Annotated in this window: 23 protein-coding genes; 21 read left to right on the top strand and 2 right to left on the bottom strand. The window is 52.4% G+C overall.

All coding sequences use genetic code 11. The annotated features are described in order from the left end of the window. Positions 1-74: 74 nt before the first annotated feature. Positions 75-1,679 carry an ATP-binding protein gene (locus MYB54_RS12820; RefSeq protein WP_039286932.1) on the bottom strand — a complete coding sequence of 535 codons (1,605 nt, stop codon included), beginning with the start codon at positions 1,677-1,679 and terminating at the stop codon, positions 75-77. Between the two features lie 419 nt (positions 1,680-2,098). Here MYB54_RS12820 and MYB54_RS12815 point away from each other — a divergent pair, with 419 nt between their 5' ends. From MYB54_RS12815 to MYB54_RS12770, 11 genes are all read left to right on the top strand, one after another. After that, positions 2,099-3,469 (top strand): 2-hydroxycarboxylate transporter family protein, encoded by a 1,371-nt coding sequence (locus MYB54_RS12815; RefSeq protein ID WP_014915095.1) that lies wholly within the window; start codon positions 2,099-2,101, stop codon positions 3,467-3,469. Between the two features lie 115 nt (positions 3,470-3,584). Then, a complete protein-coding gene (locus tag MYB54_RS12810) occupies positions 3,585-4,469 on the top strand; it encodes a fumarylacetoacetate hydrolase family protein (protein WP_248720844.1) in 885 nt (294 codons plus the stop codon). Positions 4,470-4,556: 87 nt separating this feature from the next. Next, positions 4,557-5,621 (top strand): [citrate (pro-3S)-lyase] ligase, encoded by a 1,065-nt coding sequence (gene citC / locus MYB54_RS12805; protein ID WP_014915097.1) that lies wholly within the window; start codon positions 4,557-4,559, stop codon positions 5,619-5,621. A gap of 23 nt (positions 5,622-5,644) precedes the next feature. Continuing rightward, positions 5,645-5,935 carry a citrate lyase acyl carrier protein gene (gene citD / locus MYB54_RS12800; RefSeq protein WP_010277114.1) on the top strand — a complete coding sequence of 97 codons (291 nt, stop codon included), beginning with the start codon at positions 5,645-5,647 and terminating at the stop codon, positions 5,933-5,935. Then, on the top strand, positions 5,935-6,810 hold the full coding sequence (gene citE, locus MYB54_RS12795; protein ID WP_248720843.1) for a citrate (pro-3S)-lyase subunit beta: 876 nt from the start codon (positions 5,935-5,937) through the stop codon (positions 6,808-6,810). Before citD ends, citE begins: the two co-directional genes overlap by 1 nt. Positions 6,811-6,863: 53 nt before the next feature. Beyond that, entirely contained in the window at positions 6,864-8,393 is a 1,530-nt protein-coding gene (citF, locus tag MYB54_RS12790; RefSeq protein WP_205541555.1) for a citrate lyase subunit alpha, read from the top strand. A 26-nt stretch (positions 8,394-8,419) separates the two neighbouring features. Next, positions 8,420-8,947 carry a citrate lyase holo-[acyl-carrier protein] synthase gene (gene citX / locus MYB54_RS12785; protein ID WP_248720842.1) on the top strand — a complete coding sequence of 176 codons (528 nt, stop codon included), beginning with the start codon at positions 8,420-8,422 and terminating at the stop codon, positions 8,945-8,947. Then, complete coding sequence (gene citG, locus MYB54_RS12780) at positions 8,925-9,830, top strand: triphosphoribosyl-dephospho-CoA synthase CitG (protein WP_248720841.1); 906 nt, start codon at positions 8,925-8,927, stop codon at positions 9,828-9,830. Before citX ends, citG begins: the two co-directional genes overlap by 23 nt. 378 nt (positions 9,831-10,208) lie before the next feature. Further along, the gene (locus tag MYB54_RS12775; RefSeq protein WP_014915103.1) at positions 10,209-10,964 is read left to right on the top strand and encodes a flagellar brake protein; all 756 of its coding nucleotides are present in this window, start codon (positions 10,209-10,211) and stop codon (positions 10,962-10,964) included. A gap of 412 nt (positions 10,965-11,376) precedes the next feature. Continuing rightward, positions 11,377-11,583 (top strand): hypothetical protein, encoded by a 207-nt coding sequence (locus tag MYB54_RS22095; RefSeq protein WP_014915104.1) that lies wholly within the window; start codon positions 11,377-11,379, stop codon positions 11,581-11,583. Beyond that, complete coding sequence (locus tag MYB54_RS12770) at positions 11,573-12,943, top strand: APC family permease (RefSeq protein WP_014915105.1); 1,371 nt, start codon at positions 11,573-11,575, stop codon at positions 12,941-12,943. The genes MYB54_RS22095 and MYB54_RS12770 overlap by 11 nt, the downstream gene beginning before the upstream one ends. Before the next feature lie 75 nt (positions 12,944-13,018). Here MYB54_RS12770 and sbcB read toward each other — a convergent pair whose 3' ends face one another. Next, the gene (sbcB, locus tag MYB54_RS12765; protein WP_248720840.1) at positions 13,019-14,446 is read right to left on the bottom strand and encodes an exodeoxyribonuclease I; all 1,428 of its coding nucleotides are present in this window, start codon (positions 14,444-14,446) and stop codon (positions 13,019-13,021) included. A gap of 303 nt (positions 14,447-14,749) precedes the next feature. Between sbcB and MYB54_RS12760 the strand changes: the two genes are divergently transcribed. The 10 genes from MYB54_RS12760 (at position 14,750) to kdsB (ending at position 25,444) form a co-directional block, all read left to right on the top strand. After that, positions 14,750-15,694: a siderophore ABC transporter substrate-binding protein gene (locus tag MYB54_RS12760; RefSeq protein ID WP_371928296.1), complete on the top strand. Its 945-nt coding sequence runs from the start codon at positions 14,750-14,752 to the stop codon at positions 15,692-15,694. Between the two features lie 21 nt (positions 15,695-15,715). After that, the gene (locus MYB54_RS12755) at positions 15,716-16,678 is read left to right on the top strand and encodes an ABC transporter permease (RefSeq protein ID WP_205604925.1); all 963 of its coding nucleotides are present in this window, start codon (positions 15,716-15,718) and stop codon (positions 16,676-16,678) included. Further along, the gene (locus tag MYB54_RS12750) at positions 16,665-17,672 is read left to right on the top strand and encodes an iron chelate uptake ABC transporter family permease subunit (protein WP_110163020.1); all 1,008 of its coding nucleotides are present in this window, start codon (positions 16,665-16,667) and stop codon (positions 17,670-17,672) included. Before MYB54_RS12755 ends, MYB54_RS12750 begins: the two co-directional genes overlap by 14 nt. Continuing rightward, positions 17,669-18,427, top strand: coding sequence for an iron ABC transporter ATP-binding protein (locus MYB54_RS12745; RefSeq protein WP_010277081.1), 759 nt, complete (start codon positions 17,669-17,671; stop codon positions 18,425-18,427). Before MYB54_RS12750 ends, MYB54_RS12745 begins: the two co-directional genes overlap by 4 nt. 257 nt (positions 18,428-18,684) lie before the next feature. Further along, positions 18,685-19,002, top strand: coding sequence for a PTS system regulator TmaR (gene tmaR, locus MYB54_RS12740; RefSeq protein WP_039276381.1), 318 nt, complete (start codon positions 18,685-18,687; stop codon positions 19,000-19,002). A 323-nt stretch (positions 19,003-19,325) separates the two neighbouring features. Next, entirely contained in the window at positions 19,326-21,617 is a 2,292-nt protein-coding gene (locus tag MYB54_RS12735; RefSeq protein WP_248720838.1) for a ComEC family protein, read from the top strand. Between the two features lie 37 nt (positions 21,618-21,654). Continuing rightward, entirely contained in the window at positions 21,655-23,403 is a 1,749-nt protein-coding gene (msbA, locus tag MYB54_RS12730; RefSeq protein ID WP_180791366.1) for a lipid A ABC transporter ATP-binding protein/permease MsbA, read from the top strand. Continuing rightward, on the top strand, positions 23,400-24,401 hold the full coding sequence (gene lpxK, locus MYB54_RS12725; protein WP_248720837.1) for a tetraacyldisaccharide 4'-kinase: 1,002 nt from the start codon (positions 23,400-23,402) through the stop codon (positions 24,399-24,401). The genes msbA and lpxK overlap by 4 nt, the downstream gene beginning before the upstream one ends. Positions 24,402-24,512: 111 nt before the next feature. Further along, complete coding sequence (locus MYB54_RS12720; RefSeq protein ID WP_005967647.1) at positions 24,513-24,695, top strand: Trm112 family protein; 183 nt, start codon at positions 24,513-24,515, stop codon at positions 24,693-24,695. After that, on the top strand, positions 24,692-25,444 hold the full coding sequence (gene kdsB, locus MYB54_RS12715) for a 3-deoxy-manno-octulosonate cytidylyltransferase (RefSeq protein WP_102116294.1): 753 nt from the start codon (positions 24,692-24,694) through the stop codon (positions 25,442-25,444). Before MYB54_RS12720 ends, kdsB begins: the two co-directional genes overlap by 4 nt. Positions 25,445-25,707: the final 263 nt, after the last annotated feature.

The raw sequence follows: 25,707 nt of genomic DNA, 5'->3' as shown, positions 1-25,707 counted from the left end.
GTCTCTGAATTATAAAATAGTGTGTCCGCTATACCTCAAGCGGCCTGTGCGTTGTTCACTACGCGCCGCTCAACTTATTGGGGGGACATCGGAATAAATAGGGAAAATATGCTGCCATTCGGCTGGTTGGCCGAGACTTCGATCATTCCCTGAGCCTGATTGACGTAGCTGGCGACCAGATGCAGCCCCAGCCCGTGATCGCCCTGTGTTTTGCTGGTCACGCCCATTTCAAACAGGCTATCGGCAATGGCCGGATCGATACCCGTTCCCTGATCGGCGACTTCAATAACCAGCTCTTGTTCGCTGTTATAGATATACACCTCGACAGGATAATGTGGCGCGGTGGTGGCTAATGTGGCTTCCATCGCGTTATCCAGCAAATTACCAATGATGGACATCAGTTCCGTTTCGCTCAGCGTGGGGGGAATGTGGGTGAGCTGGCAGCGTGGGTCGAAAACAATCTCAATGCCTTTTTCCCGTGCCGTCGCGTACTTGCCAAGCAGCAGCCCGCACAGCGCGGGTGAACAGAAGCGACGCGAAACAAAATCCAGCACCACCTGCGCGCTTTCCGACTGCGCTTCAATATATTTGATGGCTTCGTCATAGCGTTTTAGGTGCAGTAGCCCGGCCAGCGTCGCTGTCCAGTTCAGCTGTTCGTGGCGCAAAATGCGCAGACTATTCGCGTAACGCTTCACCTGACTGAGTTGCATGCTAAGTGTGTGAATATCGTTTTTACCGCGGAAGCTGATGACCCAGCCCTGAAGCTCATCTTCCAGCATGATCCGCACTCTGCTGGCAATCACGGTAGCGTGGTTAAAACGGCAGATTTCATCGTGGGTGTCGCTGTTCCACATGGCCTCGCCGGAGAAAAAGGGCACAGGCTTAATGACGGTATCAATCGGCTTGCCGCGCAATAGGTAAGATGGTTCGTTCAGCCCGAGGATTTCTTTGGCGGCATGGTTAATGGCAGCAATGCGGTGCTGCTTATCAATGGCGATCACCCCTTCGTAGATCGATTCGAGCAGAGCCTTCTGCTGTCTGACCAGCATACGAATCTCAAGAGGTTCGAGGCCAAACATCTGTTTCTTCAGATTCCGCGAGAACCACCAGGAAAAGAGAAACAGCGCGACAAACATCGCCAAAATCGCCAGCAGGATATGCGCCAGTTTACTGAACGTCAGATTATCGATATGGGTTTTTAGATAGCCGACGGAGACAATACCAATAACCTGGCCGTCAGCGACGATTGGCGCTTTGCTGCGTAGCGAGACGCCTATGCTGCCGTGGCGCACGGTGATCACGCTTTTTCCCGCTAATACGTCGAAGTTATCGCCGCCGACCATCTGCGTGCCGACGAGCTTGTCGCTTTCCGCGTATTCAGAATGAAACAGATGACGCGCCTGATTATCGCCGATCACGATATAGCTGGCGTCGCTGCGCTGTTTTAATTGCTGTGCGAGGGTGTATATCTGTTTGATATCTCTATTTTTTACCGATTCAACTAGTGTCGGGATGATGGCGATTTCTCTGGCCTGTACCTGCGCGCGCGTACCCAGCTCGGAATACAGCTGCTTATCGATATCGTGATAATAATAAATACCCGTCATCAGAAGTAATGAAGAGAAGAAGACGATCAAATAGATAAATAATTTGATATGAAAGGAAAGTCCCACTCTCATGATGTGCGGTAACCTGCTGATGAACGAAAAATAGCTGATGAATTTATCACGAATGGTAATAAGAATGGGCTGAGAGGAAAAAACTTGTGAGCAATAACACGTTTAAATATGTTGTTACCAATATGATGGTGGTAATAAATAGATAAAATTAAACGCATCTGTTTTCTTTAATAAACAACTTAATTACGTTTTATCAACATAGTCATTTTTAGGAAATAAAAACCATAAACTCCATAGAAACCGTAAAGTTTATTTTGCGTGTAAAATCATCTAACTGCCTGCCTAATAAACGATTTCTGAATATAAACCATAAAAACCATAAACGCCTTTAAAACTCATTTTTTAATTTGAAGGGAATCACATAATAATAGTTAACCGCCCCCTATCATTCGCGGACAAAATAAAACGGGGACAGAGTTATGAGTACGACTGATGATTCATATATTGTGGTAAATAATGAGGCGGCTGGGAAGGCCTCATTAAAGGAAAAATGGTGGCACGTTCTGGATACCTATAAAGTAGGTATTATCCCTGTGCCACTCTTTGTGCTGGCGGGGGTATTAATCGGTATCGATTGCCTGAGTGGCAAGCTGCCGAGCGACATCGTCGTGATGGTGGCGACGCTGGCGTTCTTCGGGTTTGCCTGCGGCGAATTTGGTAAACGTCTGCCGATTATCGGCAAGATGGGGGCGGCGGCAATCTGCGCGACCTTTATCCCCTCGGCGATGGTGCATTATGGCCTGCTGCCGGACGTTGTCGTTGAATCCACGACCAAGTTCTATAAAAGCACCAACATCCTGTATCTCTATATCTGCTGCATTATTGTCGGCAGCATCATGAGTATGAATCGGCAGACGCTGATTCAGGGCTTCCTGCGTATTTTCTTTCCTATGCTGTGCGGTGAAGTTGCCGGCATGCTGGTGGGCATGGGCGTAGGTATTGCGCTCGGCCTGGATCCGTTCCAAATCTTCTTCTTCCTTATTCTGCCGATTATGGCGGGCGGGGTGGGTGAAGGTGCTATCCCATTGTCTATCGGCTATGCCACGATTCTGCATATGGATCAGGGTGTTGCGCTGGGACGCGTCTTGCCTATCGTCATGCTGGGCAGCCTGACTGCCATCATCCTTGCCGGTGTTCTGAATCAGTTGGGTAAACGCTATCCACACCTGACCGGTGAAGGCGAACTGATGCCGAATAAAGACAATAACCTGAGTGGCGGCGCAAGCAGCGCACCGGCTTCTGCCTTTAGTGGCAAAGCAGATGTCACGACGATTGCCTCTGGCGCGCTGCTGGCAATCCTGCTGTACATGGTGGGTATGCTTGGTCACAAAGTCATTGGCCTGCCAGCACCGGTTGGCATGCTGTTCGCGGCGGTGTTGGTGAAGCTGGCTCACGGTGTTTCACCGAAAATGCTGGAAGGTTCTCAGGTCGTTTATAAATTCTTCCAGACCTCTGTGACGTATCCGATTCTGTTTGCCGTTGGCGTGGCGATTACGCCGTGGCAGGAACTGGTGAACGCTTTTACGATTCAAAACCTGCTGGTGATTATTTCTACCGTGGTGACGCTGGTCGCGACCGGTTTCTTTGTGGGTAGAAAAATCGGTATGCACCCGATTGATGTTGCCATTATTTCCTGCTGCCAGAGCGGACAGGGCGGTACCGGTGACGTCGCCATTCTGACGGCAGGTAATCGTATGGTGCTGATGCCATTCGCGCAGATTGCTACGCGTATCGGCGGTGCGATTAACGTGTCGATTTCACTACTGGTGCTCGCCAACTTTTTAGTCTGATGCCATGCAGAAAATAAGAAGGCGCTGGGCTAAAGAAAGATTGTATTAAAAATGAGTTGAGTTAACGAAATAAAAACCGCCAATGCGCGTGGGCTTATTTTGCACAGGAAATATTATGAAACTTGCAAGCTATCGTTATAACGGTAAGGACAGTTACGGCATTTATACGCCAACGGGATTAATCGATCTCGGCGGTAAAATTGGTCACCGCTATCCCGATCTGAAAACACTGCTGGCGCAGAATGCGTTACAGGTGGCACACGAATTCAGTATGTGCACGCCGGATATTCCGGTCGCGGATGTGACGTTCTTACCGGTTATTACCGCACCAGGGAAAATCCTGTGCGTGGGGATGAATTACGCCGCTAAACGTCAGGAATTTAATGAAGAGAATCCCGCGCCAACATTATTTGTGCGCTTTGCGGATTCGCAAACCGGACATGCGACGCCGGTGATCAAACCGCATTACTCCAGCGAGTTTGATTATGAAGGTGAGCTGGCGGTCGTTATCGGTAAAGGTGGACAGAATATTGCTCAGTATGTCGCGCTCTCTCATGTTGCAGGCTACAGCTGCTACATGGATGGCTCTGCGCGTGACTGGCAGCATAGCTGGTTTACCGCAGGCAAGAACTGGCAGAAAACCGGTGCGTTCGGCCCCTATCTGACCACCACGGATGAAATTCCCGATCCGCATGTGCTGGCAATCCGTACGTATCTGAATGGCCGCATGGTGCAGGACGACAATACCAGCAGCATGATCCACAAAGTGGCGGAATTGATTGAATACATCAGCACCTTCACCGAACTGAGTGCTGGCGATGTGATCATTACCGGTTCACCGGGCGGCGTGGGTAAAAAACGCAATCCGCCGCTGTTTATGAACGCGGGTGACTGTATTGAAGTTGAAATCGAAAACATTGGCCATTTGCGTAACACGATCGTGGATGCCGCTGCGCCGGTGAAATCGGTTCCGGCTGCCGCTGAAGCCGTCGCGCACTGAGTGCAAATGTAAGTACCAGGCTGCCGGCGCTAAACCGGCAGCCTGCAATAGATTGCCTAAATAATTCGAGTTGCAGGAAGAACCGTGATGTATGCCAATGATTCCGTCTTTTTTGACACGCTGGATGTGCGCCTTCGGGAGCAGGAGAGGAACGCGGTGCGCCAGTTCCTCGCACACTGCCAGCTCGGCATGGATGACGATATTGACATTGTTGTGGTGGGCAAACGGGGCGGGCGGCTGATTGCCTGCGCAGGGCTGGCCGCCAACACCATAAAGTGCGTTGCGGTCGATCCTGAATTCAGACACCTCAATCTGGGCGTGCAGGTGGTGAATGAAGTCATGCAGCAGGCGGCGCAGCGCGGCCACTTCCACCTGTTTCTCTATACCCGACCGGAAAATGTCGACATCTTTCGCGGATGTGGCTTCTACCCGCTGGTGTGTTATCAGGACAGCGCGGTACTGATGGAAAACACGCCGATTGGCATCCAGCAGTATTGCCAGTCTTTGGCGGCCTTTGCGTACCCTGAACCGCTTGCGACGCGGACAGATAAAAAGATCGGCGCGATTGTGATGAACGCGAACCCTTTCACGCTGGGTCACCGCTATCTGGCCGAGCATGCGGCACAGTCGTGTGACTGGCTGCACGTCTTCGTGGTGCGTGAAGACGTGTCCTTTTTCCCGTTCAGCGAGCGTCTGGAGATGGTGCAGCGCGGCGTGGAACACATCCGCAATGTGACGGTACATGCCGGTTCGAACTACATGATCTCTAAGGCGACCTTTCCCGGCTATTTCCTGAAGGAAGAGAAACTCATCACCCGTGCTCATGCGGCGCTGGATTTACTCATTTTCAGGAAATATATCGCGCCGGCGCTCGGTATTACCCAGCGCTTCGTCGGCACCGAACCCTTTTGCCCGGTGACGTATCAGTACAATCAGGACATGCACTACTGGCTGGAGAAAGACCAGACGGTGTCTTCCCCGGCGCTAAGCGTGGTTGAAATTGAACGTAAACGGCAAACCTCAGGACTGGCTATTTCCGCTTCGGAAGTCAGGAAATTACTCAAGCTTCGGCAGTACAGCCGTATTCAGGACATCGTGCCAGCCTCAACCTTTGCGCATTTACAGCGCTATTACGAGCCCGAATACGCGTAATTAAAATTAATCAGGATAAGTCTATGAAGATTGTTAAGGAGTCCCTTGCTGGCACCTTTGAATCCAGCGATTTGCTGGTCAAAGTGGCACCGGCTGACGGGAAACTCACCGTGGTCATTAACAGCGAAGTCATGAAACAGTTCGGTCACCAAATCAAACAGGTCGTGAATGACACGCTGAAAGAACTGGGCGTACAGGAAGGGACGATCATTGTGGATGACAAAGGCGCGCTGGATTGTGTCATCCGTGCTCGCGTGCAAAGCGCGGTACTGCGCGCCGCAGACGGACAGCAGATTGAATGGGAGAAATTGTAATGAATAAGCTTCGCCGCAGTATGTTGTTCCTCCCGGGCGCGAACGCCGCCATGCTGTCTAATGCGTTTATCTATAAGCCTGACTCCATTATGTTCGATCTGGAAGATGCCGTTTCCCTGCGCGAGAAAGATACCGCACGCCTGCTGGTTTTCCATACGCTCCAACACCCGATGTACCGTGATATTGAAACTGTGGTACGCATCAACCAGCTCAGTACGCCGTTTGGCCTGCTGGATCTGGAAGCCGCCGTGCGCGGCGGTGCGGATGTGATCCGTCTGCCGAAAACCGATTCCACCGACGATGTCGATGAGCTGGAACGCCATCTGGTTCGTATCGAAAAAGCCTGCGGCCGTGAAGTCGGTTCCACTCGCATTATGGCGGCAATTGAGTCTGCGGTGGGCGTGATTAACGCCGTCGCGATTGCACGCTCTTCCGAACGCATGATCGGGATTGCGCTCGCGGCGTTCGACTATGTGATGGATATGCAAACGGAACGCGGTGACGGCACGGAGCTGTTTTATGCCCGCTGCGCCGTGTTGCATGCCGCTCGCGCTGCCGGTATCGACGCCTTCGACGTGGTCTATCCCAACGTCAATGACGATGCAGGCTTCCTGAAAGAGGTCGATCTGATCCGTAAGCTGGGCTTCAACGGTAAATCCCTGATTAACCCGCGCCAGATTGAGCTGTTACACAACGCCTATGCGCCTACGCAGGATGAAGTGGACTATTCCCATCTGGTGATCAAAGCCGCTGAAGAGGGCGAACGTGCCGGTCTGGGCGTTATTTCCCTAAACGGAAAAATGATCGACGGGCCGATTATCGACCACGCCAGAAGAGTGCTGGAACGTGCTCAGGCCTCCGGCGTTCGCAAATAGCCATTGCGTGATTGCACCGCAATTGCCGCTCTCAGGAATCACAGGATTAGACAATGAGTCATTTTATTGAAGCACTGCAAAAGCAGTACCCGGAAAAACGCCATCTGCAACCCTTCGTCAACGCGAATCAACATACGCCGTGGCTGAATGATGTCGCACAAAAACATGAACGCAAACTGTGCGTCGATCTGGAAGAGGCGATTCGTCACAGCGGACTGAAAAACGGGATGACGATCTCTTTCCACCACCATTTCCGCGAAGGCGATAAAGTCATTAATCGGGTGATTGATACGCTGGCACGGATGGGTTTTCGCGATCTGACGTTGGCATCCAGCTCGCTGATGAGCTGTAACGCATCGCTGATCGACCATATTAAAGCGGGTGTAGTCAGCCGGATTTATACCTCGGGGATGCGCGGCAAATTGGCTGACGCCATTTCTCACGGATTAATGAAAGAACCGGTGCAAATTCATTCCCATGGCGGTCGCGTCCATCTGCTGCAAAGCGGTGAACTGAATATCGACGTCGCTTTCCTGGGGGTGCCGTGCAGCGATGAATTTGGCAATGCCAACGGTACCGTCGGGAAATCCAGCTGTGGCTCGCTGGGCTATGCGATGGTTGATGCACAGTTTGCCCGTAAAGTGGTGCTGTTGACCGAAGCGCTAGTGCCGTTTCCGAACATGCCAGCCAGCATTGTGCAGGATCAGGTGGACTACATTGTTCAGGTCGATGAAGTTGGCGATCCGGCCAAAATCAGCGTAGGCGCGGCGCGCGTTACCAGCAACCCGCGTGAGCTGCTGATTGCCCGTTCCGCGGCAGACGTGATTGAACATGCCGGTTATTTCAAAAATGGTTTCTCGATCCAGACCGGTTCCGGCGCGGCCTCGACGGCCTGTACGCGTTTCCTCGAAGATAAAATGCGTCAGCAGAACATCGTGGCGCGCTTCGCCCTCGGCGGCATCACGGGCGGTATCGTTGATCTGCACGAAAAAGGGCTGATCGAAAAGCTGATCGATACACAGTGTTTCGATGCCAATGCAGCCGCATCGCTGGCGAAGAACCCGAATCACGTCGAGATCTCCACTAACGTTTACGCTAATCCCAGCTCTAAAGCGGCCTGCTGCGATCAGCTGGATATGGTGATTCTCAGCGCGCTGGAAATTGACACCGACTTTAATGTCAACGTGATCACCGGCTCCGACGGTGTGATGCGCGGTGCGTCCGGCGGACACTGTGACGTCGCGACGGCAGCGAACCTGACCATCGTTGTTGCGCCGCTGATTCGTAGCCGTATCCCGACCGTAGTGCGCCAGGTGACGACGCGTGTTACGCCGGGAGAAAGCATTGACGTACTGGTGACCGATCACGGCATTGCCGTCAACCCCGCGCGACCTGAAGTTGCTGAACGCCTGAAACAGGCGGGGCTGACGGTGATGACGATTGAGGCGCTGTATCAGCGTGCGATTGCGCTGGTGGGTGAACCACGCGCTATCGAGTTTCACGATCGCATCGTCGGCGTTATTCGCTACCGCGATGGCAGCGTGATTGACGTCGTTCGTCAGGTGAAAGAAGCCGACGAATAAGCGGTAAACGCATGAGGGAATCGACGATGACAAATGCTGTTTCCATCTCGCTGGAAACCTTACTCGCGGCGAAGGAACGCCGTGCAGTTCGCCAACAAGAATGGCTTGCCCGCCACGGTGCGACGCTGGTGTCGCTGACGCTGGTTACGCCGGGACCGGTAAAAGATAGCGAAGGCTATCGACAGGTGATGGCCGAAGCGATCAAGGCATTCACGTTTCTATGTCAGACCAGAGGGTGGACGGTGCTGGAGCAGCAGACATGCTGGCTGGCAACGGGCGCGGAAGGATTGTGGGCGATCACCAAAGATGCGCTGTCCGTGAAAGCCGCGACCATTGCGCTGGAAGATAGCCATGAGCTGGGGCGGCTATGGGATTTCGACATCTTCAGCCCGGAAGACGGATCGATTGGCCGGTCGATGCTGGCGCACGGTGGGCGAAAGTGCCTATTGTGCGACCAGATGGCACACGCCTGTAGTCGTTCGCGTCGTCATTCGCTGCCTGAGCTGCTTGAGCACATTGAGGAAAAGGTTAATGCCTACTTTACCCCAGCCTGACGGTGTACTGTCGGTTGCGGTATCCCGTTCCGCAGTCGGCGATGATCGGGAGCGCGACGCGTTACCGGATATCGACCGGCGGGTGACGCACGCGCTGACGATGGAAGTGATGCTGACACCGAAGCCCGGACTGGTGGATCGCGCCAATAACGGATCTCACCACGATATGGATGTGGCGCTGTTTCAGACCAGCATTCAGGCGATCTCCCCCTGGTTTCGGCATTTTACCGATGCGGGTTATCAGCGCGCTAACACACCGCTAGCGCAGTTGCTGTCTCAGATTCGGCCTATCGGCATCGCCTGCGAACAGGCGATGCTGTCAGCGACGCAAGGTGTGAATACCCATAAAGGTGGGATTTTCGCGTTTGGCCTGCTGTGTACGGCTGCCGGTTGGTTGGCTGGGCGGGGAGATCGTGTAACGCAGCACAGCCTGTGCGACAGCGTGGCGGCAATGTGTCACGATTTGGTGCGGAATGAGCTGGAGACGTGTTCTGGTGCAGCGACGGCGGGTGAACATCTCTATCAGCGTCATGGCCTGACGGGGGCAAGGGGGGAAGCCGCCAGCGGTTTCAGTACCGTATGCCAGTATGCGTTGCCCACCTTGCAACAGGCGATTGCTGCCGGGGCGGATGACGAAACCGCGCTGTTACGGACGCTACTGGTGTTGATGGCCCACAATCCTGACACCAATGTCGTTTCACGCGGTGGCATGGACGGACTGGTGTTCGTGCAAGATTACGCACGGAGATTGCTGACGGGGCCGCTGGATCGTCAGGCGCTGAGAGAAATGGACGACGCGCTGATTGCCAGAAACCTTAGCCCGGGCGGTAGCGCCGATCTACTGGCCTTAACCTGGCTGCTGTATCACTATCCTGCCGACTAGCAAACGAACAGGTGCGATAAAAGGCGCTGGCAGCGATGCGTTTCATTTTTGACCGCGCCTTAACACTTTTCCTCTTGTTCCACTAAAGTTATTGAGAAAATTGCCGATATCGTTTTCACCAACTTCTACCCGTCATACTTCGAGTTACGTACGTGCTGGCTGCTCAAATTCCTTTCCACGAGTTTGTTCTTCGCTTGCCTCCCTGTAACTTGAGTTAGTTAGGGTAGGTTTCATGCTGTTTCAGGTACTCCGAGTAATCGTTTTCAATATGCAGCCAGTGCAGTGCATCGTGTTGGCACACATGGGACTTGAAAGATAACGAAGAGGCGTGCATCAATATAAGCCATTGACACATACTCTGTGTAAACAATGGTGGGGATGAAAGCGGTGAATGAAAATTTGAAAGAGCAGTTTGTTAAGCGCAACAAACTGGCCATCTGTGCAACACTGCGCGAGTTAAAGAAGAATGATACGTCTTTGATGGTTCATCATTCTCACGGACAGTTCATCAGTAAAATTCTTGACGTTGTACCCGATAACAACCTGTTTGTCTTCGATTTAGGCGGCATTGAGCGTGAGAATAACCGCGCGCTGTATGCGGGGGCGCTGTCTTTTGTTGCAGAACCTGCCGGTGCAAAAGTTGAATTCAATGCTGAAATTGCAAAAACGGTGACTTACGACGGGCTGCCAGCCTTTAGCGCGCAGATTCCTGAGCTGCTTTATCTTATCCAACGCAGAACCTATTTCCGCATCAACACGCCGCTGTGGCCGCCGTTGACGTGCCGTGGCGAACTGCCGGATGAGAGTGTTTTCCTGTTCACCATTAAAGATCTCTCTCTGGGTGGATTGAGCCTGTATACCGACCGTGATACCACGGGGCTGTTGACCGAAGGCGACATCATTAAGAGCGTGGAGATGGATCTGGCTGACCACGGTTTTTTCTGTGTTGATTTGCAGTTCGTTGGTCAGGCAATGGTGAAGATCGTCGATAACAAAGGTGAATTGAAACTGACGCAGCGTTTGAGCTTCAAGTTCCCTTCGCTGAACGCATCGCAGGAACGGGATCTTCAGCAGGTGATTTTTGAGTTGGAAAGATTACAAAACGAAAAGAAAAAGCGATTCCAGGAGTTGTAATTTTTAAGCACAACTTTTTGTTTGGGCTTCACACATAACAGCAACGTTTTTATAACGAGTATTCGCTTATTTATCCTACTTATTACCCATAAGTCATGCGAAAAGCCAACGTACAGGCTTCTCGAAGAAGGGTGGGGATAAATAAATGGTTTCCAACGTTATCAGAGCCTTGTCAGATGAGATCGAGTGGTGCAGAATACGCGCCTTGCAAATAACCGACGTCTAATAGCGTCGGTTATTTTTTTACATTTATGCTCGTCAACCTTTCAGGTTACAGGGGTATTGGTGTGGTTTCTTACCTTTTCTCTGTGGCTCAGGTTTGCTGGGTATAGGGTCTTCAACCAAAGAGGCCGGACAACGATCCGGATAGATAATTTTGTGTGTGCCTGTGAGCACAGTGAGGAAAGGAAAGATGGGGCAATTAACACGTTTCGCACCGGTGCCCGCCGGTTTGTGCTGCAATGGTATTGGTTATGGCGCGACGCAGTCGCAAGTTATCTCTGGTGCTGTTACAGCCACCTCTTCTCATCGTGATTCAGGCGAGTCCTGTATCCACTCATTTGTTTTCGGTGCGTATGCTCCTGCCGTGATGAACGGAGGTGTGCGCCATGTCGCTTGATTCTCAGCTGCCTAATGCTGGCGCAAAACGTGCTCAGTTAAAAAGAACGCTCACGCTGTGGCCTGTCGTTATGATGGGGCTGGCGTACATGCAGCCGATGACCATTTTTGATACCTTCGGTATCGTGTCTGGCTTGACCGACGGCCATGTGGCAACGGCCTATGCGTTTGCGCTGGTCGCCATTCTGTTCACGGCGCTGAGCTATGGCAAACTGGTAAAACGTTTCCCATCTGCGGGCTCTGCTTATACTTACGCGCAAAAAGCGATCAGCCCACACGTTGGGTTTATGGTCGGCTGGTCGTCACTGCTGGACTATCTGTTCATGCCGATGATCAACATCCTGCTGGCGAAAATCTATCTGGAAGCGATCTTCCCCGGCGTACCGTCATGGATTTTTGTGGCGGCGCTGGTCGGCTTGATGACGCTGTTTAACCTGCGTGGTATCAGTCTGGTTGCTAACCTGAACTCCATTATCGTGGTGGTGCAGGTTGCGATCATGGCGGTATTCCTCGGTCTGGTGATTCACGGTGTTTATCTGGGCGAAGGGGCTGGTACGCTGACCAGTACGCGTCCGTTCTGGTCTGAGAACGCCCATGTGGTGCCGATGATTACCGGTGCAACCATTCTTTGCTTCTCGTTCCTCGGTTTTGACGGCATCAGCTCGCTGTCGGAAGAAACGCAGGACGCAGGTCGGGTGATTCCAAAAGCCATCTTCCTGACGGCGCTGATCGGCGGCGTGATCTTTGTTGCCGTGGCGTACTTCCTGCAACTGTATTTCCCGGATATTTCGCGCTTTAAAGAGCCGGATGCGTCTCAGCCGGAAATCATGCTGTATGTTGCGGGTAAATTCTTCCAGTCCGTTATTCTGGTGTTCTCCTGCGTCACCGTACTGGCATCCGGTATGGCGGCACATGCAGGCGTGTCTCGTCTGATGTACGTCATGGGTCGTGACGGCGTATTCCCAGAGCGCTTCTTCGGCTATATCCACCCGAAATGGCGTACGCCGTCTTTGAACGTCTTGCTGGTTGGCGTTATTGCACTGTCTGCGGTGTCGTTCGATCTGGTGACGGCCACTGCGCTGATCAACTTCGGTGCGCTGGTGGCGTTTACGTTCGTGAACCTGTCGGTCATTTCACAGTTCTATATTCGTGAGCGCCGTAACCGTACCGTGAAAGACACCATTAACTTCCTCGTACTGCCCGTGCTGGGCGCGTTGACGGTGGGTGCGTTGTGGGTGAATCTGGAAGCGAGCTCGATGACGCTGGGTCTGGTGTGGGCAACGATTGGATTGCTCTATCTGGCGTTTGTGACGCGTAGTTTCCGTCAGCCAGTACCGCAATGTAGCGAAGAACCGGTTTAAATAAACCGACGACACGCCTAAAAGAGAAAAGCGGAGCCACTGTGCTCCGCTTTTTTATGGCTTTAAGTGGCTATCTTAGCCCACCAGCTCCTGCGCATAGGCGTACAGCGCTTTTAGCTGTGCCATTTTCTCTTTATCGTCTTCGTGCAGTTGATAAAGGTTGTTGAGTTCTGACAGATAGTCCTGCAAGCGCTCCGGCGTAAAGACCGCACGCCGATGCTGCAACCAACGCTGCTGTTCGCGGTCGTCCAGCGTGCCGGGGAAATTGCGGGCGCGATAGCGGAAGAGCAGCGGTTCCAGACGATTATCGGCAAACGTGAGATCCAGCGCGGGCAGGTTCTGCGGAGCGGTCTCCTGAATAATCTTCATCGCCATGCGGTCAGCATCGCCAAAGAAGCCATCATAAAGCCGTAAATCGACATCATCAGATGCGGCGAACGCGGGGGCTTCAGCAAACAGCTCCACCACTTTTTCCCTGATGCTTGCGTTGTTGCGCAGCAGCGCCAAATTGTCCAGACAGCGTTGACGGTCGATGCCTAATCTTTCCGCATCTTCCGGCCGTAAGGTATTGGCCGGTGCTAAGACCGGACATTTATTGATGTGCACCAGCTTGAGTGGAATTGCACTCTGATCCGCCTCCAGCGCATCCCGGCGGGTGTATAACCGTTCGCGCAAGGCTGCGCTGTCCAGCTCCAGCAGCGGCGTCATATCGCCAGCCAGATCGCACATGATGACCGCATTACGGTTGTCCGGATGCCAGGCGAGTGGAACAACCCAGCTGGTATTGCTCCTCGCCGCGCCAAACATGCCAGACACGTGAACGAGCGGCTTCATTTGCGGGATATCAATCAGCGTGGAAATTTTGTTTTTGTTACGTAGCGGGAACAGATATTCAAACAGTTTAGGCTGCGCCTGCTTGAACAGCTTCGCCATAGCGATGGTGGCATAAACGTCGGACATTGCATCATGCGCCTGCTCGTGCGAAATACCGTTGGCTTTCGTCAGATGCTCAAGGCGGAAACTGGGCAAGCCGTCATCGTTTTCCGGCCAGACGATGCCTTCCGGTCGCAGGGCATAGCAGGCGCGTAACGCATCCAGCAAATCCCAGCGGGAATTGCCGTTTTGCCAGCTGTAGGCGTAAGGATCGTAGAAGTTGCGATAGAAAATATTGCGGCTGACTTCATCATCAAAGCGAATATTGTTGTAGCCCATAATACAGGTGCCGGGCACGCTGAACGCGTCGTGGATCTGACGAGCGAACTCCGCCTCATTGACGCCTTTTGCCAGCGCGACCTGTGGCGTAATTCCGGTGATCATCACCGCTTCCGGTTCCGGCAGGTAATCATCCGCCGGACGACAATAAATGACTAGCGGCTCACCGATAATATTGAAGTCCATATCGGTACGGACACCCGCAAATTGCGCAGGGCGATCGCGCGCTGGATGTTTACCGAACGTCTCGTAGTCATGTATGAAAAAAGTGGGTTGTGTTTTCTCGGCCATATATGCAGTTAGCTACGTGTGCGCGCTGAGCCTGAAATCAGGCAAAACAATCTGGAAAACGGCAAGGATACCATTGAATCAACTTTTCTGTGGCGCTTTCCTGATTTGCACCACTTCCCTGACTTACATCAATAGGAGGGTAGACAGAATCGCTAGGCATGACTGTGTCCATTCGGTTACAATTTTCGTTCTAATGCGAATGATAATTAAATTCTTTATTGCCCCGTGGATCACTCTGCGGGGTGGCATTCGGCAACAAACAGCGAAATGGAGAACACACTTATGCGGTTAAATGTGGTGCGATTGAATGCAGCGTTTGCAGTGAAGGCGACGTTATTGGCATCTATGTTTGTTCTGGCCGGCTGCGATCAGCAGGCATCGTCTTCAGAAGGAAGCCACACGGTCAGCATTGAGCATGCGCAGGGCACCACTCAGGTTCCACAGCCGCCGAAGAAAGTGATTGTGTTTGATCCTGCCTCATTGGATACGCTGGATGCGTTGAAGGTTGAAGGGATTGCCGGTGTACCAAAAAGCAGCACGCCGCTGCCCGCGTTTTTATCAAAATATAACAGCGATACTTACCTGAATGCCGGTACGCTGTTTGAACCTGCCTATGAAGCGCTCAGCAGCGCGAAGCCCGATCTGATTATTGCCGGTGGACGTACGCGCGACGCCTACGACAAGTTGAGCGGTATTGCACCGACGATCTCGATGGACGTGGATGAGCACCAGTTTATGGCGAGCTTTATCCAACGCATCGAGCAACTGGGCACCATCTTCGGTAAAGAAGATGACGCGAAGAAACAGATTGATGATTTCAAACAGCAGATCGCCCAAACGCGCGCTAAAACGGAAAATGCAGGCAATGCGCTGGTTCTGATGGTCAGCGGCGGCAAAATGTCTGCCTACGGCCCTAAATCGCGTTTCGGCTTCGTGTTTGATGAACTGGGCTTTAAACCCGCGACTGAGTTCCCTGAGTCTGGGCGTCATGGCAACGTGGTGACCTCAGAATTCTTACTGAGCGTGAACCCGGAATGGCTGTTCATTCTCGATCGTGACAGTGCGATTGGTCGCCCTGGTGGAGAATCGGCCCAGCAAGTGCTGGATAATCCACTGATTCACAAAACCAACGCCTGGAAAAATAATCGCGTGATCTATCTGGATTCTGCATCGCTGTATATCGCTGGGGGGCTGCAAAGCTATAAAAACCTCGTGAGTACCGTCAGTGACGCGTTAGATAAGCAATAACGGCAGGTTACGGCAGAATCAATGAAGTCTTTTTACTATTCGCTGGGTCTTGTTTTTCTGGCCTGCATGATCGTTGTCAGCCTGTTTGTTGGGGCAGGGCAACTGAATATGCAGGCGGTGTGGAACGACCCGGAAATGCGCGATATTTTCTTTATCAGCCGCGTTCCTCGCACGCTGGCTTTGCTGCTGGCAGGCAGTGCCATGAGCGTGGCTGGTCTCATCATGCAGTTGCTGACGCAAAACCGTTTTGTCGAACCGTCTCTGGCGGGGACCACACAGTCGGCTAGCTTAGGTTTGCTGGTGGTGATGATCGCCGTGCCCAGTGCGACGATTTTCACCAAGATGGTGGTAGCGAGCCTGTTCGCTTTAGCCGGCACCTTCCTGTTCATGATGCTGCTACAGCGGATTGTGCTGAAATCCGCGCTGGTGGTGCCGCTGGTCGGCATTATGCTGGGTGCGGTTATCAGTTCAATCACCACGTTTGGCGCGATGTATTTTGATCTACTACAGGCGCTCGGCAGTTGGGAATCCGGCGATTTCTCCGGTGTCTTGCAGGGGCGTTACGAACTGCTCTGGCTGGTTGGTGCGTTAACGCTGGTGGCCTGCTGGATCGCTGACCGCTTCACGGTCGCAGGCATGGGGCGCGAGTTCTCCGTCAATGTCGGCCTTAACTATCGGCAGGTGATGATGATGGGGCTGAGCATTATCGCCATCGTCAGCGGCGTAGTGGTCGTGGTGGTCGGTAGCTTGCCGTTTATCGGACTGATCGTGCCGAACCTGATCAGCATGATGATGGGCGACAATGTGCGCAAAACGATCCCGTGGGTGTGCCTGCTCGGCGGTGGTCTGGTGCTGTGCTGCGATATTATCAGCCGCGTGATTCGCTATCCTTTCGAGATTCCGGTGAGCGTGATTCTTGGCGTCATTGGCGCTGCCGTTTTCCTTCTCTTATTGCTAAGCCAGAAACGCCATGTCAGTCAATGAACGTAATACGGTGCTGACCGGACCCATCAGCGAAAAACGAGCGGGGTTATCGCCGACGCAGCGGTTGATGTGGTTGGCTGTTGCGGCTGCCGTGGTGATCGTGCTGTTTATGACCATCAATCTAGGCAGCAACCTGCGCTACATTTTGACGCACCGCGGGTTGATGTTGACGACGATGCTACTGGTGGCTTTTGCTGCCAGTGCGTCGACCGTGTTGTTCCAAACGGTGACGAATAATCGGGTGCTGACGCCGTCGATTATGGGGTTTGAAGCCCTTTTTATCCTGATTCAGACGTCGCTGGTATTTGTTTTCGGCATTAGCGGCATTCCGGGGCTGGGCGTTGAAGGCAAATTCGTTCTTGAGACGCTGCTGCTGATTCTCTTCTCCGCGCTGCTGTATCGCTGGCTGTTTACCGGCAGCCGCAATAACCTGCATCTGGTTTTACTGGTCGGGATTATCTGCGGCACGCTGTTTCGCAGCATGGCTGGCTTAATGCAGCGTTTGCTGACGCCCGGCGAGTTCGCCATCTTACAGGGGCGGATGTTTGCCACCTTCACCCGTACTGTGCCTGAACTGGTGGCGCTGTCGGTTGGAATTACGCTGGTGGTCGCGGTAGTGATCTGGCGTATGCGCTTTCGGTTTGATGTACTGGCGCTGGGGCGTAATAACGCGATTAACCTGGGTATCGACTACAAACGCAGCGTCACGATCATTCTGCTGCTGGTTTCCGTGCTGGTTGCCATTTCAACGGCGCTGGTCGGTCCGCTTACCTTTTTGGGCTTTATGGTCGCGAACCTTGCCTATTTAGTGATTGGTTCCAGCCAGCATCGCCTGTTGCTGCCCGCCGCTTTCCTGCTGGGCGTTATTTCACTGGTTGGTGGACAACTGGTACTTGAGCATCTGCTGGATATGTCTGGTGCGCTGTCGGTCGTGATCGAATTTGTGGGTGGATCGCTGTTTATTGTGTTGCTACTGAAAAAGGTTTCCGTGTGATTGAGATCGGCAATGTAACCAAAGCGTATAACAACGTTAAGGTATTAGATAATGTCACCGCGACGGTGCCTCGTGGTGGCGTCACGTCGATTATCGGCCCGAATGGGGCAGGGAAGTCGACATTGTTGTCCATCATCAGTCGCCTGCTGGACGCGGATCGCGGACAGGTAAAGGTCAACGGCATGGACGTGATGACCACACCAAGCGATAAGCTGGCGACGTGTTTATCTGTGTTGCGGCAGGAAAACCAGTTTACCAGCCGTTTAACGGTAGCGGAGCTAGTAGGTTTCGGTCGCTACCCTTATACCAAAGGGCGACTAAATGCTGACGATCGTGAACGCATCAGCGCCGCGCTGGCGTTCCTCAACCTGACCGAATTGAAAGATCGCTTTTTAGATGAGCTTTCCGGTGGCCAGCGCCAGCGTGCCTATGTCGCGATGGTGCTGTGTCAGGACACGGAATATGTACTGCTGGATGAACCGCTGAATAATCTGGATATGAAACACGCGGTGGCGATGATGAAACAGATTCGCCGTGCGGCCGATGAGCTAGGCAAAACCATCGTGCTGGTTATCCACGATATCAACTTCGCTTCCGCCTATTCGGATTACATTATTGCGATGCGCAAAGGGCAGATTATCTACACGGGAAAACCGGAAGACATCATGGTATCTGAGGTGTTGGAAGATATTTTCGATACGGAAGTGGCCATCGAGCAGGTTCATAACCAGCGTATCGCAGTATATTACCGCTGAATACCCGTCATACTTCAAGCCGCATGTACGTTGGCTTCCCTTGCTCACCCCAGTCACTTACTTGAGTAAGCTCCTGGGGACTCGTGCGGTCGCCGCCTGCATGCAACTCGAATTATTTAGGGTATGGTTTGATGACAGATTATCCGCTCAGCGAGGTGTTAGCGCAAAGGGCGTAAGCACTGCTTGAAAGACGCTGGGTATAACCTGTATGGTGAATGCATAAAGAATTTATGTATGACTTAAGGTAAGGGTAAAAGATGGATAAGGACACTAAGCCGTGTTTCCAGGATGTGCTGGAATTCGTGCGCATGTTTCGTCGTAAAAACAAGCTTCAGCGTGAAATCGTCGACAACGAAAAGAAAATTCGTGATAACCAGAAGCGCGTCCTGCTGCTGGACAACCTGAGCGAATATCTTAAACCTGGCATGTCCATTGAGGACGTGCAGAATATCATCGCTAACATGCGCAGTGATTATGAAGACCGCGTTGATGACTACATCATCAAAAACGCCGATCTGTCGAAAGAGCGCCGTGAGCTGTCTAAAAAGCTGAAAGCGATGGGCGAAGTTAAGTAACCTGACGCATCGTTTTTACTGTAACCAACGTTACGGTAAATAGCGCTTGTAAAAGGATCGCTTCTGCGATCCTTTTTCTTTTTAATCGCCTCATTATTCACCTCCTTCTTTGCAATCAATTTTTCCGTCAATTATCGCAGTATCAAACGCCTGAAAAACTGGAATCCAGCTCGCACGTTGAATGCCATTGTTTGCAATTTAGCCGTTTTCTTGCGAAGCGTTTCCCTACCTGAAGTTTTCGTCCTATTGCATCAGTTTGAGTTACTGCAACATGCTAGGACGAACCACAGGGAAGAGGGAAGGATGTGTCATGGCAAAGGACGATGTCAGTAAAAGGGATGATGTCAGTAAATAGTCTGGCTTGGGCGAGCGTGCTGGGTATTCTGCCGCTGCTTTTCTTACCGCATATCCCCGCGCAAATGCTGCTGTGGTGGGGGATTGGGCTATCCACCTGCGCGATGCTAGCCGGATATCGTCACGCGGGGATACGCTGTGTGGCGCTTGTTGCCATGAGTTTTTGCTGGGCCTCGTTGAATGCTCAAACTTTACTGTTACAAATCGAGCGCGTTACGCAGGGTCAGGTTAACGCTGTCGTGACGATCAGCAGCATACGATTCAATGAGCAGGATGATGATTGGATCACGGTTCGGCTGGAAGAGATCAATCAGCGCCGGATTTTCCCTCCGTTATATGCCCAGCTGACCTTATCACCGGCTATGGAAAACTGGTGTGGTGGTCAACGTTGGGCAATCACCGCCAGTTTACGACCTATTCACAGTCGACTAAATGAAGGCGGTTTTGATAGCCAACGCTGGGCGATAGCCAAACGGCAACCGTTGTCAGGCCGTGTGATAACGGCAAAGGCGGTCGATAGCCATTGTGACTTTCGCCAGCGCACGATTGTACAGGCGGAGCAGCAGGTGCAGGGATTAGCGTGGCGTTCTATTTTACTGGCGCTGACGTTTGGTGAGATGAAAACGGTTAGCCCGGAGCTCAAGACGCTACTTCAGAATACCGGGACGATGCACCTGATGGCGATATCTGGCCTCCATATCGTGCTTGCGGGTCTGGTTGGTTGGGGAATGGCGCGGGCGTTACAGTATGGCTTTCCCGTGCAGTGGATTGGCTATCGTTTCCCATTACTGACGAGCGCCGTGGTTGCCTGGGGATATGTCTGGCTGGCAGGAGGAAATCCGCCTGCTGTGCGATCTGCTCTCGCGCTTAGCGTATGGGTTTGCTTAAAAGTATGGAGCGTCAACGGCTCAGCCTGGCAGGTCTGGCTATGGTGTGCCGCGCTGATTCTGGTCAGCGATCCATTGAGCGTACTGTCAGACAGTTTTTGGCTATCTTGCCTTGCTGTCGCATCGCTAATTTTCTGGTTCCAGTGGGCACCGCTTCCTCATCGGCTACAGACCCGACGGCGCTGGTTCTGGCTGCGCTGGATCCACCTGCAAACGGGAATCACGCTGCTATTGATGCCCTTGCAGCTTCATATTTTCCACGGTTTCAGTATCACCTCGCTGCCTGCAAACCTTTGGGCTGTGCCTTTGGTGTCCTTCGTTACCACCCCGCTCATTTTGCTGGCATTGAGCACGCTGGCATTCGCGCCGCTGAGTGAAATGCTCTGGTGGCTGGCGGATATTTCGCTGCGTGTAGTATTCGCTCCGCTGACGTATCTACAGACGGGGTGGGTATATCTTGATGCATCGCTGCTGCTCGCGAGCGTCGCGGGCTGGGGCGCGGTTGTGATATGGCGCTTTAGCTGGTGGTGCGCCTATCCGATGAGTGTCAGTGCTCTGATTGTGGTTTTGCTGGTTTTTCGCATAAAGACTGATGAGCCGGACTGGCGCGTGGACATGTTGGATGTCGGGCATGGTCTGGCGATTGTGATCGAGCAGCGTGGGAAAGCGGTGTTATACGACACGGGAAACCGCTGGGAAGGAGGCGATATGGCGACGCGAGAAATTCTACCCTACCTGCGATGGCGGGGCGTTGACGTGGAAAACATTATCCTGAGCCATAGCCATATGGATCACATCGGGGGACTGGGAACGCTACAGGTGGCTTACCCTGAAGCAACGATATATAGCGCGACCAACGCGATGCATCATCGCTCTTGCCTACGCGGCGAGCGTTGGCGCTGGCAGGATCTCACGTTTACGGTGCTGTGGCCGTTAGCGCTCGTAGAACGAGCGGAAAATAACGACTCCTGTGTTATTCGCGTTGATGATGGAAAATACAGCGTCTTGCTGACAGGCGATCTGGAGTCAGATGCGGAAAAGGCATTGATTAGGTTAGATCGCAGTGCCCTGCGTGCGAATTTGTTACAAATCCCTCACCATGGCAGTAAGACATCATCATCGCCTTCCTTTATTCGTGCGGTTAATGCCGAGTTTGCTATGGCTTCTGCGGCGCGTTATAACCCGTGGCGGTTGCCTTCAGTAAAGATTGTTGAACGATATCGGCACTATGGCTACTCATGGCTGGATACCGCGTCATTCGGGCAGTTAAGTGCGCGTTTTTTCAGCGATTCATGGCACATTCTGCGGTTCAGGGATCACATATCGCCTCGTTGGTATCATCAGTGGTTTGGCGTAGGGCGGTATAATGAGTAAAATGGTCGGCTATTTCTTCCCGATTCAGGTTTACTACATGCTGAATGATAAAGATCTCTCCACCTGGCAGACCTTTCGTCGCCTCTGGCCGATGATCTCTCCTTTTAAAGCAGGGCTTGCTGTTGCTGCAATTGCGCTCATTATGAATGCAGCTAGCGATACACTCATGCTCTCTCTGCTTAAACCCCTGTTAGATGACGGATTTGGCAAAGCGGAACGGGCCGTATTAATCTGGATGCCGCTGGTTGTCATCGGCCTTATGATACTGCGTGGCGTGTCAGGATTTATATCCAGCTACTGCATAGCCTGGGTTTCAGGCAAAGTGGTGATGAATATGCGCCGCCGTCTCTTCTCCCATATTATGGGCATGCCGGTGTCGTTCTTCGATCAGCAATCAACCGGGACGCTGCTCTCTCGTATCACTTATGACTCAGAGCAGGTTGCGGCTTCTGCTTCCGGCGCGTTGGTGACGGTCGTCAGGGAAGGGGCCTCAATTATCGGCCTGTTCATTCTGATGTTCTATTATAGCTGGCAGTTGTCCATCATTCTGATTGTGATTGCGCCGATCGTATCGATCGCGATGCGTGTGGTATCCAAGCGGTTTCGCAGTATTAGTAAAAATATGCAGGACACGATGGGGCATGTCACCACCAGCACGGAACAAATGCTAAAAGGCCACAAAGAAGTGCTGATGTTTGGCGGCCAGGACGTTGAGACTAAACGTTTCGATCAGGTTAGCAACCGGATGCGTCAGCAGGGCATGAAGCTGGTTTCCGCCTCTTCAATTTCTGATCCTATCATTCAGTTAATCGCTTCGTTGGCATTGGCCTTTGTACTGTATGCCGCCAGTTTCCCCAGCGTGATGGAAACGCTAACGGCAGGGACAATCACGGTTGTATTCTCTTCCATGATCGCATTGATGCGTCCGTTAAAATCACTGACCAACGTTAACGCACAGTTCCAGCGTGGTATGGCCGCGTGCCAGACGCTGTTTGCGATTCTGGATATGGAGCAAGAGCGTGACACCGGTAAACGGGACATTGAGCGTGCGCAAGGCGAACTCGAATTCCGTCAGGTGAATTTTGCTTATCCGGGGAAAGAAAATCTGGCGCTGAAGAATATCAATCTGCATATTCCAGCAGGAAAAACGGTGGCATTGGTTGGTCGGTCTGGTTCGGGTAAATCAACGATTGCCAGTTTGATCACGCGTTTTTACGACATTCAGTCAGGTGAGATTCTGCTCGATGGTCACGATCTACGTGAGTACCGCCTGTCCTCCTTACGTAATCAGGTCGCACTGGTTTCTCAAAACGTCCATCTGTTCAACGATACGATAGCGAACAATATTGCTTATGCCCGCAATGAGCACTATAGCCGTGAGGAAATTGAACGTGCGGCGACAATGGCGTATGCGATGGATTTCATCAATAAGATGGATCACGGTCTGGATACGGTCATTGGTGAAAATGGTGTGATGCTTTCCGGCGGACAGCGGCAGCGTATCGCAATTGCCCGTGCGCTGTTGCGGGATAGCCCGATCCTGATATTGGATGAGGCTACGTCGGCGCTGGACACGGAATCTGAGCGTGCGATTCAGGCTGCATTAGACGAGCTGCAAAAAGATCGTACTGCGGTTGTGATTGCACACCGTCTTTCCACGATTGAAAAAGCAGATGAGATTCTGGTGGTGGAAGACGGCAAAATCATTGAGCGTGGTAACCATGCTGCGTTACTGGCGGCGAACGGGGCTTATGCTCAGTTGCATAAAATGCAGTTTGGCGAATGATTGAGCGCATCTGGTCTGGACGGTCGCCGCTCTATTGGCTGCTGCTGCCGCTTTCGTGGCTATACGGACTCATTACGTTTCTGATTCGCCAGAGCTATCGATGGGGATGGCGAAAAAGCTGGCGATCTCCCGTGCCCGTCGTGGTTGTGGGGAATTTGACGGCAGGTGGCAATGGGAAAACACCGGTCGTCATTTGGCTCGTCGAACAGCTGCAACGCAGAGGCTATCGTGTCGGCGTAGTATCACGTGGTTATGGCGGGAAAGCTGAACGTTATCCGCTGTTGCTGGATGAGTCGGTCACGACGGCGCAAGCTGGCGATGAACCGGTGCTGATTTTCCAGCGTACCGGTGCGCCTGTGGCGGTCGCTCCCCGTCGTCGGGATGCCGTGAGTGCATTATTGGCACAGCACACGCTAGATGTGGTGATCACCGACGATGGATTACAGCACTATGCGTTGGAGAGAGATATCGAACTGGTTGTGATTGACGGGATGCGGCGTTTTGGCAACGGATGGTGGCTGCCCGCAGGTCCAATGCGGGAAAGAGAAAGCCGTCTGGCTTCGGTGGATGCCGTTATTGTTAACGGCGGGACGCCGAGAACAAACGAGATAGGCATGACACTCACGGCGGGTATGGCGGTTAACTTGCTTTCTGGTGAGTCACGACCGCTGAACCAGTTGCATGATGTCGTTGCGATGGCAGGCATCGGACATCCTCCGCGTTTTTTTGCTACGTTGCGCGATGCTGGTGTTAGCATTGCTCGTGAAGTTGCCTTTGCTGACCATCAATCGTACCAGCCAGAACAGCTCGACTCACTGACTCAGGATGCGACACAGCCGCTGCTGATGACGGAAAAAGATGCCGTAAAATGTAAGGCATTTGCTCAGGGTAACTGGTGGTATCTGCCCGTCGATGCCGTGTTAGCTGAGCCCTACGGCACGCAATTGCTCGACAAACTGGAACATGTGCTTAATCGGAATGCGGACAGCAGAGCATAAAGTGGTCTGCTACCACGGTTTCAGATATCCCTTGTGGATATCACCTTATTAGATCGCTGCTGTAGCGAGAAAGAACATGCCGGTCATCGATCGGCCAAAGATGGAGGAAGCATGGATCACCGTTTACTTGAGATTGTTGCCTGTCCTGTTTGTAATGGTCGGCTGTACTTTAATAAAGAGAAACTGGAACTGATATGCAAGGTCGATGGTTTGGCCTATCCGGTTCGTGATGGTATCCCTGTGCTGCTGGAAAACGAAGCGCGTAAACTCGGGGCTGATGAGATAACACAATGACCTTTACTGTGATCATTCCTGCGCGTTTTGCGTCAAGCCGACTGCCGGGTAAACCGCTGGCGGACATCAACGGCAAACCAATGGTCGTCCATGTGATGGAACGGGCGCTGGAATCGGGGGCGCAGCGCGTTATTGTGGCCACCGATCATCCCGACGTCGAGGCGGCCGTGCAGCAAGCGGGCGGTGAAGTGTGCCTGACCCGCGCCGATCATAATTCTGGTACAGAGCGCCTGGCTGAAGTCATCGAACGTTACGGTTTTACCGATGATGACATCATCGTGAACGTTCAGGGCGATGAACCGCTCATTCCTTCCGTTATCATTCGTCAGGTGGCGGAAAACCTCGCTGCCAGTAAAGCAGGAATGGCGACACTAGCGGTGCCGATTGAAACCAGCGAAGAAGCATTCAATCCGAATGCGGTAAAAGTCGTTACCGACGCTGAAGGATACGCGCTGTATTTTTCCCGTGCGACTATTCCCTGGGACAGAGAGCGTTTTGCTCAGTCTAAGGAAACCATTGGCGATCACTTCCTGCGCCATATCGGTATCTATGCTTACCGTGCGGGCTTTGTGCGTCGTTATGTCAGTTGGGCACCGAGCCAACTGGAGCAAATCGAATTACTGGAGCAACTGCGCGTGCTGTGGTACGGCGAGAAAATTCACGTTGCGGTCGCCAAAGCCATTCCTAGCGTCGGCGTGGATACCCCAGAAGATCTGGCCCGCGTGCGGCACGTCATGGCGAGTCAGTAACACCTGCTACACCCGCTGGTTATAAGCACGTCATGGGGGAACCTATTCTTGCCGGAATAGATTTTCTCCATGACGTTTTTTCTTTATGCGACATATTATCTTTTAAATTATTTAGCACTTATTTAGATAACTATTCTTAAAAACTCTCAAATTACGCCGTGCTGCTTTATTTATGCGGATGGCTTATTCCCCTTCTGAATTGATTTGTCGTGAGTGGAACTTTTATTTTTATATTTAAATGCTACTATCAATTTGCCATGTTT

It is taken from the genome of Pectobacterium nicotianae, assembly GCF_023272715.1.
Classification (GTDB): domain Bacteria; phylum Pseudomonadota; class Gammaproteobacteria; order Enterobacterales; family Enterobacteriaceae; genus Pectobacterium; species Pectobacterium brasiliense.
This window is presented reverse-complemented; position numbering and strand designations above follow the sequence as displayed.